Raw genomic sequence first — 13507 nt, forward strand, 5'->3', positions numbered from 1 at the left:
ACGGAATGTGACAATTAAAATATGAAGCTAAATGTAAAGAACCTGCCATTATTCAAAAAGGTATTAATGTTCTCATTTATGATCACAACGGTCGTAGTCGTATCGATAATGGCTACGAGCTTCCACCTGCAGTCAAGACAATTGAAAACTCAAATGGCTGACAAGGTTGAAGGAGTCGCAGGAATTTGGTCTTCTACACTTGACCCTGAGGATATTAGAAAGGCTGATGAATACCGGGATGAGTCAAACCCTTCAATCAGGCGCCTTGAAAAGCTTTTGACTATGGTGGGAGACAAAAGTGCGTCATTCCTTGGGGCTTATGTTATCCTGCCTGAAGAATATTCAAATCAGAAAGTTTACATCCTTTCAGCATCTGATATTTATAGGGATTATTCATTCGATTCCCTGATGTATTATGATGCAGGTGAAGAATTTATAAGTGCATTTCGGAATACAAGGGAAAATAAGACTATAACGAGTACAGATATATTCACTGATCAATACGGGTCTTGGATTTCATCCTTCGCCCCAATTACAGATAGCAGTGGAAATGTGGTAGCTATACTTGGGATAGATGCAAAGGCATCCATTATCAAGGAAAATCAGATGGAAATACTCTTGCTGTTATTAATGGAGATGGCGGCCATCCTGGCTGTTGTATATGTAATTCTGCATTGGGGCCTTAGGAAGGTCATGAAACCAGTAGATGACTTGTTTTTTGGCATAAAGGAAATCAGTTCTGGCAATTTCACCGTTAAGCTGCCAGTCCATGATCAATCAGAATTAAGTTTGTTGAGCGAAAAATTCAATGAGATGGCTTCCCAGCTCTCCCAGCTATTCGAGAGGGTATCAGCCGCATCAAAGCAACTGGGCCAAACATCCCTGGAGGATAAGGAGTCGCTTTTATTAGAGGAAGCAATCAACACAATGGAGGATATATTTCAGCGTACAAAACTTCAGCACGAGCTTCAACGTGCCGAGAAAATGAACGCGATAGGCCAGCTGGCTGCTTCTGTTGCCCATGAGATCAGAAATCCTATGACTGTTGTGAAAGGTTTTCTGCAAATTTTCCTTTCAAAAGATATGTCTGAAGAAGATCATATGTATTTAAAACTTATGATCGAAGAATTGAACAGGGCGGAGACAATAATAAATGACTACTTGAGTCTAGCCAAGCCGGATGTAGGAAACCTTGTAATCATCGATGGCAGAGAGATGACGGAGCAGGTAATGGATTTAATGAGTTCTTACGCCATGATGTCAAAAAACATTTCTTTGCACACTGAAATCAAGGATCAAGTGAAAATAAGGGGCAATAAAAGTGAATTAAAACAAGTACTCATCAATATCTTGAAAAATGGCATTGAGGCGATGGGGGATGGCGGAAAACTTAGCATGACACTTGAGAAGCAAGGAGATTTCGGTATATTTGTCATCAAGGATACGGGCATCGGAATGACCGCGGAGGAGCTTTCAAGACTTGGAACGGCTTTTTATTCGTTGAAGGAACGCGGAACAGGCATGGGACTGATGGTTTGCTACCAGATAGTTGAAAGGATGAAAGGACAGATAAAGGTATCAAGCAAAAAAGGTGAAGGCACTACCTTTGAGATAATGGTCCCAATATTTACAGAAAGCCCTGAGTAATATTCAGGGCTTTTTATTTTTTTGCGATTATTTTCAAAGCCCACAATATAATTTTAAAAGGGGGTGCCCGGATATGGCTAAAAAAATACTTTTCTTTAGTGATTTTGGGATAGATGACAATATTGCTGTATTATATGCGTTTTTTAACAAAGAAATAGATTTGGTCGGTGTAGTTGCCGATTATGGCAATGTTTCAAAACAAGATGCAATACGTAATGCCGCTTATTTACAAAAGCTTACAGGGAGACCTGATGTTCCAGCTTTTGCAGGTGCAGAACTGCCATTGACAGGAGATCCGCCAGAATATGTGCCTGACGTCCACGGCATTGAAGGACTCGGGCCAATCATCCCTGATATTGATGTGGATTACACTCTTGAAAACTTCCATGGCATCCAGGAAATCATCGAAAAAAATCCGGGCGAAATTATTATAGTGAATGTAGGCAGGCTGTCATCGCTTGCGGCTGCTTTCATTCTCTATCCCGGAACCATGAAAAAAGTAAAGGACTTTTACATTATGGGCGGTGCATTCAACGAACCTGGAAATGTTACTCCGGTGGCTGAAGCGAATTTTTATGGAGATCCATATGCAGCGAATATTGTGTTGACACAAGCGAAACTGCCGGTGAAAATCATTCCACTTGATGTGACAAGTGGAGCGATCGTAACACCGGCATTGATGGATGAGTTAGATGCGCATTACCATACTATTGGTAGTGAAGTAGGAAAGCTGGTGAAGCCAATGTTCGATTATTACTACAAATTTTATAAGGAGCGAAATCCTGAATTGACGGGTGCCCCTCTACACGATGTTCTTGCATTATGGGCGTTGGTGAAGGAAGCCCATGTGGTCTACCGAGAAATTCCGGTTAAAATTATCGTGAATAAAGGTGAGGCATTTGGACAGAGCATCGGAGATTTCAGGAATTCAATTGAAAAAGCATCATATCCAGTTCATAAAATAGCTGTAAACTTCAGTTATACCGAGTTCATTAAAGATTTCTTCATTACGATGAAAAATTCACAGGTCCACAATGGTACAGGGTAAATGATGATAATTTCACACTTCTTTCATACCTTTTTCTTTCTTCTCTCAAATGCGTCTGCTAGAATTGTCTATGGACATTATTCGAAAGATTGCAGGTGATGATTTTGAAAAAGGTTTTTACGCTTCTCATGCTTGCAGCAGTAATCATTTTCGCTGCGGGGTGTGGAAACAGCGGCCTAAAGGATGCGAAGAACTATCCGATCGAGGATTTTACTTTCACGAATCAAGATGGTGAATCAGTAAGTAAAGCGGATTTAGAAGGAAAAGTCTGGATGGCGAGCTTTATATTCACGAACTGTGCTGATGTTTGCCCGCCAATGACGGCCAATATGGCGAAGCTTCAAGACATGATCAAAGAAGAAGGGCTTAAAGACGTGGAGATTGTTTCTTTCAGTGTAGATCCTGCTGTGGATAATCCTGAGGTGCTTAAGGAGTATGGCAAGAAGTTCAATGTTGATTTCAAGAACTGGTCGTTCCTTACAGGTTATACACAAGAGGAAATAGAAAAATTCGCGCTTGAAAGCTTCAAGGCTTTAGTAAAGAAGCCAGAGACCGGGGATCAGGTCATTCATGGTACTGATTTTTATCTTGTCGATCAAAACGGGGACATGAGGAAATATTACACCGGATTGCAGGAAGTCCCTTTTGATCGAATAATTGAAGATATTAAAACACTTCAATAGGCCGCAATTTGTGGCCTGTTTTTTTCGTCTTTAAGGAAATTGTAATAGACCCGCCAGCCACTGGTTGTGGCGTAATAGGCGAGAGCAGCAGTTGTCGGGGCAGAACAAGGAGCTTCCGCTTCTTGTTCGGTCGGGGAATAAGTGTCACCAGTTTGAACAAATTAAATTTACAATCTGGAGAAAGCCGACACGGCTTGAAGGAAAGTAATGCGTGAATCACCCTAGAAAAAGCATTAAATGTTATAATGATTATACTTTTAAAGGCAGGTGATCTATATTGTTGAAGAAATTCACCTTTCTTTATGTAGCACTGACAATGATCATGATATTAGGATCCTGCAGTCAGTTTGAAAATTTGCAAAAAGGGAACTTCAATAAGGTCAAGGAAACAGGATTGGAATTTAAGGAAGCGTTGCCGCCTTCATTTTTTCCAAAGGATTTGCATATTGTTGCTGCGGGGGACTCACTCACACAGGGTGTTGGGGACAGTACGAATACAGGCGGATATATCCCATACCTTGCACAGCAACTGGAGAATGAAAAAACAATTAAAAATGCGAATTTCGAAAACTTTGGTGTGAGAGGAAATAGGACCGACCAGCTACTGAAAAGACTGAAAAACAAAAATGTCCAATCGTCTATTGAAGAAGCCGACCTGATCATATTAACGATAGGCGGGAATGATTTAATGAAGGTTGTCAAAGAGAATTTTTCAAGTCTTAAGCTAAATCATTTCCAAGTAGAACAAAAATTGTTCGCTATGCACCTGCAGGAAATTTTCTTGGCCATTCGAAACCAAAACCAAGAAGCTCCGATCGTTTTAGTCGGCCTCTACAATCCATTTTACAATTGGTTTGCTGATGTTAAGGAAATGAATTTAATAGTGGATGAGTGGAACGGTCAAAGCCTTTCAATAGTCGAGCAGGACGGGAATGCATATTTTGTCGACATTCATGATATTTTCCTTAATAATGAAGAAAACCTGTTATATACTGATTATTTTCACCCAAATGACCGGGGGTACCAATTAATTGCTGATCGGATTTATGATATCCTTGATGAACAGGTCATTGACTCGATGTCTAACTAAGACATAAGATTCGGAAGAGGAGTTACAAAGATTAATGATAAAAAACAAATGGAAAATCGGATTCTTTATTCTGTTGGGTATCATGGCAGCGGCCATCCTGATAATTTGGATCCTCATAGCCTCACCAGTAGAGGAAACAAAAGTAAAGCCAGGGACAGATGGCACTGGAACAGATGATGTTGCTTTTAATGTATCGACAAACAAACGTGATTTAAACAGGGTCATCAATCATTACTTAGAAGAAGAAGCAAAAAATAGTCAGATGGATTATCAGGTTTTGCTGACAGATGAGGTAGAATTATATGGGACGCTGCCGCTCTTCAGTCAGGAGCTGGGGTTGAAGCTGACCTTTGAACCCCAGGCATTGAAGAATGGTGATTTAATTTTAAACCAGAGATCCATTTCAGTGGGGAAACTCAATCTTCCTGTATCAACTGTTCTTAAATTTGTCCGTGACAGCTACGATTTGCCGGATGCTGTAATTATACAGCCAAAGGAAGAGAGAGTATATGTTTCTATGCAGAAGCTGAAGTTGAAAAGTGATACCAAGGTCCGTGTTAATGAATTTGATTTGAAAAAGGACAATATTAAATTTACCCTGCTTGTTCCAGCAGATTAAGAAGTCACTCTTTAGGGTGCCTTCTTTTTATTTGCTCTTTTCTCAAACTTTGTTGCTATTGAATACAAAATAGGAATTCAAAATCTATTTTTTGAAAAGGATAGATTAGGAGCTTTAAATGACCAATTAGCAGAAAAAAAGTCAGGCCGGGCAACCGGCCTTATTACCCTTGCAATAAAATTACTTCAATTGGCGGTTCTCCTTTTGCAGTGCCCACAGCGACGATTGTGTAAGCATTGTTTGGCTCCAATTTCACATCAGGAATTGTAAGAACCGTATTCTTAGTACCGGCAACTTTTGCCTCTAATGTAACGGTCATTGGTGTCAGGGCTAAATAAGTTGTTGCCTGTTTATAAGATACGTTCGGGAATATTACATCTCCATTTTTTCCTGTGATATCTACTGCAGGAGCGTCCGGAGAAAGGTGGATAAACCTGGCTTTAGTTTCTCCTACCGGTGTTTGCGGGTTGTCTTCAAATATTAGCAGCTTTAACTTATTGGCTGGCCCGGCAATGGCAGCTGTATAAATTCGCCCAGGTTCGACCGTAATCTTTTTGCTGATAACTGTAGAAACGCTATCTCCGGCAGGATATATGTCGACCTGGTATTTCCCTGGGGCCAGCTGCATATGGCTGCTGTTCGTTTTATAGCTGAAGTCGCGGAGCACTCTGCTGCCGTTTATATAAATATCGACGTCCTCCACCTCAGGCGAAGCATGCAAAAAACGCACCATGGATGTTAATGTGTTCGATTGACTGGTCGGTACAGTATAAGAGCGCATTAACTGGACTGCCTTATTTATATTACGCAGGTGCTTGTGGTAATACATGACGTGCCTATTTGGGTCAAGGTATTTATAATAATTAGCCAATAAATCATACATGGCCGCTTTATGCAGGTAATCATTCTGGTTCCTAGTGGACATACCCCTCACTCCTAATTTTATTGAATGCTCAAATGTAAAATATGCAAATTGGGCGCAATAGGTGCGAGATGGCGTCAGTAGTTATATAAAAAATGGCACTGTTAAAGCCCAATGTTGTTTTATAGCCCTGTTGATTGTAGTGGAAGGCGCGTAGACTCCTGCGGGATTAGCTGGTCAGATGAGACCCCGCAGGAGCGAAGCGACGAGGAGGCTCATCGCCAGCCCCGAGGAAGAATTGATCATGAAAAAGACGGTAGTTGGTCTTTTTCATATTCTTCCCGCGGAAAGCGAAGCGCCTGGAACGAAAAATCAGCAGTCCAGTTTAACAGAGCCCAAAAAATAAAGCTTTACATGAGGAATGTTTTTCCATATACTATAAATAACTTAACGAGAGGCAGGTGGAGTGCAATGAGCAGAATGTTAAATGTATTGATGATGTCGATTACTTGTTGCACGGCCCCTTAACCTAAGCGGATCAAACGACTATTTAGTCTTTTTTCTCCATGCTTATGAACCACGGGCTGTGCGTGCCTGTGGTTTTTTTATTTACTAATAAGCATTTGGAGGAAAACTCAATTGAATAACTTTGAAAATATCGGAATGACGGCTGAAGTGAACAGCCATTTTAATGAATATTATCCTAATGGATTCAAGCTCGGAAGGGTAGCTTTAGAGCATAAGCATAGTTACAGGGTATGGCTGGAAGATGGGGAATACCTGTGCACTTTAGCTGGAAAATTAACATTTGAAGCAATAAGTCGTGAGGACCTGCCGGCAGTTGGTGACTGGGTTGCCGTACAAACTTCCCCAGGGGAAATGCGGGGAATAATCAAGGGAGTCTTGCCGCGCAAAAGCAAGTTTTCCAGAAAGGCTGCTGGGCAGGTTACCGAGGAGCAGATTGTCGCAGCGAACGTTGATACAGTGTTCATCGTAAATTCACTCAATGATGATTTGAATCTGAGAAGAATTGAGCGATATCTGCTGCTTGCCTGGGAAAGTGGTTCAAACCCTGTCATCATTTTGAGCAAAGCCGATTTAGTGACAGATTTAAAAGCGAAGATGGATCAAGTTTCATCAGTGGCCATCGGGATACCTGTAATTGCAGTAAGCGTTCTAGAGGGAACGGGGACCGCGGAACTTCAACCCTATCTTGCACCAGGTAAAACAGTGGCCTTAATAGGATCGTCAGGAGTCGGCAAGTCTAGTCTTGTCAATTACTTCACAGGATTTGAAAAGCAGCTGGTCCAGGAGATTAGGGAAACCGATGATAAGGGTAAGCATACTACGACTCATCGGGAAATGGTTCTGCTTCCTGGTGGAGCGATACTAATTGACACACCGGGAATGAGGGAAATTCAGCTTTGGTCAAGTGAGGAAGGAATCATCGAGAGCTTTGCTGATATTGAGCAATATGCGGATGGATGCAAGTTTCGTGATTGCAGTCATAAGAATGAACCAGGCTGTGCAGTTAGGTCAGCGATCAGCAATGGACTTCTTGATGAAAACAGGCTTTTGAGCTATAAAAAGCTGCAAAAAGAACTTGCTTTTATTGACAGGAAGCTGGATAAAAAGGCGCAGGCTGATGAAAAGAAACACTGGAAAAACATCAGTAAAGAAGCCCGCCACAATGCAAAGTACAAGCGTAAATAATGAACAGCCTCTTCTTTCCGGAAGGGGCTGTTACTGTTTAAGAGTTCTCAATGTGTTTTTTGCTTTAAAAGTTATACAATAGGGAATAAGTATTTGAGAAGAGTGTTCATTGAGTTATTCAAAGCATGAAAGAAGAGGTGTCACTATGGAAAAAAGCAATCATGAGGTGGCGACATTTGCCGGAGGCTGTTTCTGGTGCATGGTCAAGCCGTTCGATGAGCAGCCAGGGATTGTCAGCGTTGTTTCCGGCTATACGGGAGGCACGACAGAGAATCCTACATATGAGCAGGTTTGCAGCGAGACAACCGGTCATTATGAAGCAGTTCAGATCACATTCAATCCAGATATCTTTCCTTATGAAAAGCTGCTGGAGTTATATTGGCAGCAAATAGATCCGACCGATGCCGGAGGCCAGTTTTACGACAGAGGACAATCGTACCAAACCGCGATTTTTTATCATAATGAAGGGCAAAGGCTATTAGCGGAAGAATCGAAAAAAATGCTTGGGGAAAGCGGGGTCTTTAAGAAGCCAATCGTGACTCCGATTTTGCCAGCAAAACCATTTTATCCTGCCGAGACATACCATCAGCATTATTATAAGAAAAACCCAGAGAGATATAATGCTTATCATGTTGGTTCAGGACGTTCAGCTTTTATTAAGAATCATTGGGGGGAAAAGCAATGATGAAAAAAGATCAAGCGGAGTTAAAGAAAAAACTGACACCCATGCAGTATGAGGTTACGCAAAATAATGGCACAGAACCACCTTTCAGGAATGAATATTGGAATGATCTAAGAGAGGGAATATATGTCGATGTCGTCTCAGGGAAGGCACTATTCAGTTCCAGGGATAAATATGATGCCGGATGCGGCTGGCCAAGCTTCACTAAGCCGATCATGGATGAAGAAATCATTGAAAAACAAGATATGAGCCATTTTATGGTCAGAACTGAAGTGCGGAGCAAGACAGCAGATTCTCATTTGGGTCACGTGTTTGATGATGGCCCGGGAGAGAATGGTTTGCGATATTGCATTAATTCCGCTGCATTGAGATTTGTTCCGAAAGAAAAAATGGAAGAGGAAGGGTATGGAGATTACCTCAAGCTGTTTCGGGATTAATCAATAGCTCTTAGAATGGAAGGGATGATTACGATGTTTAAAAAGCTATTCGGGAAAAAAGAAGAACCGGTTCAAACAATTCAGCTGTTAGCACCAATTACCGGGAATGCAGTAAACTTAAGTGCAGTTCCGGATCCTGTTTTTTCTGAAAAGATGATGGGGGACGGATTGGCAATTGAGCCATCAGAGGGCATTGTTGTATCACCGGTTGATGGTGAAATCATGCAGGTGTTCCCAACTAAGCACGCTGTCGGAATCAGGGCGAAAAACGGAGCAGAGATCTTGATCCATATTGGATTGGAGACTGTTTCCCTCAAGGGAGAAGGCTTCGAGACGCATGTCAAGCAAGGTGATACAGTGAAGGCTGGGGACAAGCTAGTGACCTTTGATATGGGAATCATCAGTGAAAAGGCAAAAAGTAAGGTAACACCAGTCATTATCACTAACACAGATCAAGCTGCTTCACTGAAGGTTTTAACAGAAGGCAAAGTCGAAAAGGGTGCGACACCAATCCTTGAGGTTACTTTCGAATAGCGGAAATACTTTTTATCGGGATGCTCGGCAGAAAGAAGTCACCCGAAAACAACCGTAAAAGCCAAAATGAAAACAGCCGCTGATTCAGCGGCTGTTTTCATTAGGCTGTTTTTCTCAAACTTTGTTGCTATTGAATACAAAAATAAATTGAATGACCTATATTCCTTCGTAATGGTGCAGCTTCTTACGAAAAAAAGAGCTTGCAAATTACTGCCGACCTGCAAAATCTGTATAGATTACGTTGAAATCGTCTTTAGGATTTTAACAACAATTGTTAGGAAAACAATCTTTAATTAACAGACTTTTGTCCAGCAGACGAAGTCATTCCGCCAGAGAGGATGAATTTCATCGCATCTTCTGGCTTGACATCAATGATTTCTACCTCAGTTTTTGGGATCAGGAAAGTGAACCCGGCTACCTGGAAAGTTTGAGGCACGTAGACAGCAACATGCTCTGACAATGGCTCATGGAATGCCTGCAGATTTTCTGTAGTAATGAATCCGAGGCTCTTCATATTTGTGCCAGGAATCGTAACCAAAGCGACCTTGGAAAACGACTTTTTCTCGCCAAGAAAGGAATGGACCGTATCCTTTATAACTGAATAAACCGTCTTTACAAAAGGAGTTTTTTCCAATAACCTGTCAATTAACTTGATGATACTTCCGACTATGAATCGGGTGGACAACCAGCCCAGAATGGTGATAAGGACAAGGGTCGTCAGAAGGCCGATACCAGGAATGTACCTTTCTTGCAAATATGGCTTCAGAACATTACCAAGAAGGCTGTCCAAAAACATGAATGTTTTATAAATGACATAGATAACGAGAATGATCGGGACTATTGTCAGGATCCCATTAATGAAATTCTTCAGTACACTTTTCATAGTAAACTCCTTATTCAAAACATATGGAAGTATCATACACTTTTTAACCGGATTTTTCTATGACTAATTTTTCTTAACCTTGGCGACGATTATCGATGAAATCTGGATGACTGACTTTTCGCTGGTATTAGTTAGAGACGAGTTTTTTGCTGTTTCAAATCGGACAGTGTGCCGGCCTTTTTCCAGACCGCTTGCGATATAAAGATACCTTTCACGAGTAAAAGGCCACCATGCGGAAAGTGTCCTGACATATTCCCCGTCAATATATACCTTCATTGTACCTCCATCCGGACTTCGAATGGCATTTACCCCAAGGATGGGGCCTTCGAATTCATACTCTAGATAATCTTCGGGTATTGTGCTTATATTTATTCCATTTTCACTATTGAATCCTTTTCGTGCAGTTACTAGCTTTTTTTCATAAAAGTATAAATTTTGTTGCCGGATTAAGGGTTTTGGCAGACTGGCAATCTCGGCATCTATTTCGATATTCTTCTTGATCAGTTCAAGTATAGAAGCAGCGTACAATTGATACCCCTTGCCATTTGGGTGTACCATATCAGTCGTTAGCTGTTCTGTGAGCATTCCAGATTGCCTGAAGGGAATGCGCATGTCCAGTGTTTTTGCTCCATAATGGGTGGAAAGTCTTTTAATCGCATCAGCAAATGGTTCTTGTTTTAAAGGACTTTCAATGATAGTGATGATTTCTGAGCCAGGGTAACGCTCCTTTGCATCTCGGATCAATTTTTCGTAAAAAAAAGTAAACTGTTCAGAATCCATGTATTTACGGTCATTTTCTCCAAAAACAATAAAGATGAGATCACTGTCCCCGAATCTCGGCGACTTTTGCAGTTTGTAAATTCCTTCAAAAGAGGTTGCTCCACTCTGTACGAGCATATTTCTTCTTGCCCGGGATCCGCTGAAATCCTTAAGAAGCATCTCTAGCTGGCTGTACCAGCGCATATCCTTATTTTCTGCTCCAGCACCCCGGCCAATGCTGTCTCCGATTATCAAATAATTAAACGATGAACCAGAGGCGATTTTTTCATAAACTGTTAAATCCTTCGAAAGGTAATGTTCTGTCTGTATCGCCAAAAAATAAATAACGGCGGCAATAATGAAGACTATACTGTAAATTTTTTTAGCGCTGAATTTCATTCTTGTTGATATCCCTCCGGAAAATAAGGTCATTATTTCCATTTTAGATGCTTTATCTGAAATATTAAATAAAATTTTCTTTCTTGCGATATGATTAGGACTTTAGCTGAATTCCACATCGGCGATCATAGAGAGTTTTTAAAAAATCGGGAAATTTCAAAAAATAGGCAAATGCACAAACGGGTCAAGTACCCATATCATACCGTAAAGGGAAAGCAATTCAAAAACAAACGAGGAGTGATTTTGAATGTACGGATATGATAATGCCCCTATGCCTGTTCAAGGAGTTCAAGGTGTTCAAGGTACTTTCTGTGGCGGAGGTTATCCTTATGCAGGAGTGGCAGGTGCTGGTTACGGATACGGCGGTTTTGCATTGATCGTTGTATTGTTCATCTTGTTAATCATCATTGGTGCTTGCTGCAGCTACAACTGGTAAAAACAAACACGGATATTAAATAATTAGAGAGGTTGCCTGACAGAGGCAGCCTCTTATTTTATTTTTAAAAATACGAACATTATATTGTGTGTATCAAAATATAGTTCGTTATTTTGGTTGACTCTCCTGCTTTCATTTGTTATATTTACCAATGGTTAAGCAAAAAACTGATTGGCGGGGGATGCTGAATGAATACAAACTATGATGTGATTGTCGTTGGAGCAGGTCCGGCAGGTATTTTTACTTGTTATGAATTATCGTTGAAAATGCCTGAAGCAAAAGTCTTGCTTGTTGATAAAGGCCACGATATCTATCGGAGGAACTGCCCGATTTTACAAAAGAAGATTGAAAAATGTCCGCCAGCAGCAGGGAAGAAGGATTTTGCAGGGTGCCTGCCGGCATGTTCGATTACAAATGGGTTTGGCGGTGCCGGTGCCTATTCTGATGGGAAGTTTAATATTACAAGTGAATTCGGCGGATGGATGACGGATTATCTTCCTGACTCAAAAGTTGTCGAATTAATAAAATATGTAGATGAAATCAATCTCAAGCATGGCGCAACTGAAAGCATTACCGATCCAATGACAGATAAGGTCCGCGAAATTGAGAGAAGAGGCTATGCTGCAGGATTGAAGCTGCTTAGAGCACAAGTGCGCCATCTTGGCACTGAACAGAACCTCGAGATTTTAAAAAACATTTTTGAGTACTTAAAAGAAAAGGTGGAAATGGCGTTCAAGACAGAAATCGAGGATTTGATTACAGAAAAGACGCCAGAAGGCCATAGAGTCAAAGGTATTGAGCTTAAGAACGGCGAGAATATTTTTGCAGAGAAAGTTGTAGTTGCGCCTGGCCGTGATGGCTCTAAGTGGCTGACACAGCTTATGAAAAAAAGAAGGCTTAAGATGATCAATAACCAGGTCGATATTGGTGTTCGTGTCGAAACTTCCAATGTCGTCATGGAGGAAATAAACGAACATTTATATGAAGGTAAATTCATTTTCAATACTTCTGTGGGAACCAGTGTGAGAACATTCTGCAGCAATCCATCTGGACATGTTGTAGTCGAGAACCATTCTGGAATCATGCTGGCTAATGGTCATGCCTACAAAGATCCTAATCTGGGAAGCGGCAATACAAACTTTGCCTTGCTTGTTTCACATACATTTTCTGAGCCATTCGATAAGCCGAATGAATATGCACATGAAATCTCGAGGCTGGCGAACAGCCTTTCCAATGGCGGGCTGATCGTGCAGAAATACGGTGATATTTTAAAAGGACGAAGGTCCACGGAAAAAAGAATTAAAGAAGGATTTCTAGAACCGACTATGAAGGAAGCTGTTCCTGGAGATCTAGGACTCGTGCTTCCGTATAACACGCTTAAGAGTTTGATCGAAATGACGGAAGCGCTCAACCAGGTTACTCCTGGCCTGGCTTCAGATCATACTTTGTTCTATGGAGTAGAAGCGAAATTCTATTCCGCAAGGCCAAAGCTGAATGACAAGTTTGAGACTGAAATTAGCGGCTTGTATGTTGGAGGGGATGGTGCCGGAATCACGAGAGGACTGGCACAGGCAAGCGCATGCGGAGTATGGATTGCGACCGACATAATCGAAAAATCGAGGACCGGCCGGAAACCGGAGCCTGCACTCGTTTAAAGATGCTTACACTCTTCCATTTCTTTGATAAAATAAACCTAAATACAGACAAGGGCGGGG

General features: G+C 41.3%; 14 protein-coding genes. 11 read left to right on the forward strand and 3 right to left on the reverse strand.

Annotated elements, in window-relative coordinates; translation table 11 throughout:
- Positions 1-21: 21 nt before the first annotated feature.
- The 5 genes from J7E32_RS18725 (at position 22) to J7E32_RS18745 (ending at position 5087) form a co-directional block, all read left to right on the forward strand.
- On the forward strand, positions 22-1647 hold the full coding sequence (locus J7E32_RS18725; protein WP_214910604.1) for a sensor histidine kinase: 1626 nt from the start codon (positions 22-24) through the stop codon (positions 1645-1647).
- Between the two features lie 73 nt (positions 1648-1720).
- The gene (locus J7E32_RS18730) at positions 1721-2695 is read left to right on the forward strand and encodes a nucleoside hydrolase (protein ID WP_214910606.1); all 975 of its coding nucleotides are present in this window, start codon (positions 1721-1723) and stop codon (positions 2693-2695) included.
- A gap of 98 nt (positions 2696-2793) precedes the next feature.
- Positions 2794-3378, forward strand: coding sequence for an SCO family protein (locus J7E32_RS18735; RefSeq protein ID WP_214910607.1), 585 nt, complete (start codon positions 2794-2796; stop codon positions 3376-3378).
- Positions 3379-3655: 277 nt separating this feature from the next.
- Positions 3656-4468, forward strand: coding sequence for an SGNH/GDSL hydrolase family protein (locus J7E32_RS18740; RefSeq protein ID WP_286183531.1), 813 nt, complete (start codon positions 3656-3658; stop codon positions 4466-4468).
- A 34-nt stretch (positions 4469-4502) separates the two neighbouring features.
- Positions 4503-5087, forward strand: coding sequence for a YpmS family protein (locus J7E32_RS18745; protein ID WP_214910609.1), 585 nt, complete (start codon positions 4503-4505; stop codon positions 5085-5087).
- A gap of 163 nt (positions 5088-5250) precedes the next feature.
- Here J7E32_RS18745 and J7E32_RS18750 read toward each other — a convergent pair whose 3' ends face one another.
- A complete protein-coding gene (locus tag J7E32_RS18750; protein WP_214910611.1) occupies positions 5251-6012 on the reverse strand; it encodes a DUF4397 domain-containing protein in 762 nt (253 codons plus the stop codon).
- A gap of 600 nt (positions 6013-6612) precedes the next feature.
- Here J7E32_RS18750 and rsgA point away from each other — a divergent pair.
- The 4 genes from rsgA (at position 6613) to J7E32_RS18770 (ending at position 9315) form a co-directional block, all read left to right on the forward strand.
- A complete protein-coding gene (gene rsgA / locus J7E32_RS18755) occupies positions 6613-7662 on the forward strand; it encodes a ribosome small subunit-dependent GTPase A (protein ID WP_214910676.1) in 1050 nt (349 codons plus the stop codon).
- 145 nt (positions 7663-7807) lie between these two features.
- Complete coding sequence (gene msrA, locus J7E32_RS18760) at positions 7808-8347, forward strand: peptide-methionine (S)-S-oxide reductase MsrA (RefSeq protein WP_214910613.1); 540 nt, start codon at positions 7808-7810, stop codon at positions 8345-8347.
- Entirely contained in the window at positions 8347-8781 is a 435-nt protein-coding gene (gene msrB, locus J7E32_RS18765) for a peptide-methionine (R)-S-oxide reductase MsrB (protein WP_214910678.1), read from the forward strand. The genes msrA and msrB overlap by 1 nt, the downstream gene beginning before the upstream one ends.
- A gap of 33 nt (positions 8782-8814) precedes the next feature.
- A complete protein-coding gene (locus tag J7E32_RS18770; protein ID WP_214910615.1) occupies positions 8815-9315 on the forward strand; it encodes a PTS sugar transporter subunit IIA in 501 nt (166 codons plus the stop codon).
- Positions 9316-9604: 289 nt separating this feature from the next.
- On the opposite strand, the gene J7E32_RS18775 is transcribed toward J7E32_RS18770, so the two are convergent.
- Together J7E32_RS18775 and J7E32_RS18780 are read right to left on the reverse strand one after the other, a co-directional pair.
- The gene (locus J7E32_RS18775; protein ID WP_214910617.1) at positions 9605-10198 is read right to left on the reverse strand and encodes a DUF502 domain-containing protein; all 594 of its coding nucleotides are present in this window, start codon (positions 10196-10198) and stop codon (positions 9605-9607) included.
- 63 nt (positions 10199-10261) lie between these two features.
- Positions 10262-11398 (reverse strand): SGNH/GDSL hydrolase family protein, encoded by a 1137-nt coding sequence (locus tag J7E32_RS18780; RefSeq protein WP_286183534.1) that lies wholly within the window; start codon positions 11396-11398, stop codon positions 10262-10264.
- Between the two features lie 295 nt (positions 11399-11693).
- Here J7E32_RS18780 and J7E32_RS23005 point away from each other — a divergent pair, with 295 nt between their 5' ends.
- Both J7E32_RS23005 and J7E32_RS18790 read left to right on the forward strand, forming a co-directional pair.
- Positions 11694-11792 carry a YjcZ family sporulation protein gene (locus tag J7E32_RS23005; protein ID WP_353654071.1) on the forward strand — a complete coding sequence of 33 codons (99 nt, stop codon included), beginning with the start codon at positions 11694-11696 and terminating at the stop codon, positions 11790-11792.
- A gap of 188 nt (positions 11793-11980) precedes the next feature.
- The gene (locus J7E32_RS18790; RefSeq protein WP_214910619.1) at positions 11981-13447 is read left to right on the forward strand and encodes an NAD(P)/FAD-dependent oxidoreductase; all 1467 of its coding nucleotides are present in this window, start codon (positions 11981-11983) and stop codon (positions 13445-13447) included.
- The last annotated feature ends 60 nt before the right edge of the window (positions 13448-13507 follow it).

This window comes from Bacillus sp. ISL-55 (genome assembly GCF_018613155.1).
Taxonomy (GTDB): domain Bacteria; phylum Bacillota; class Bacilli; order Bacillales; family Cytobacillaceae; genus Mesobacillus.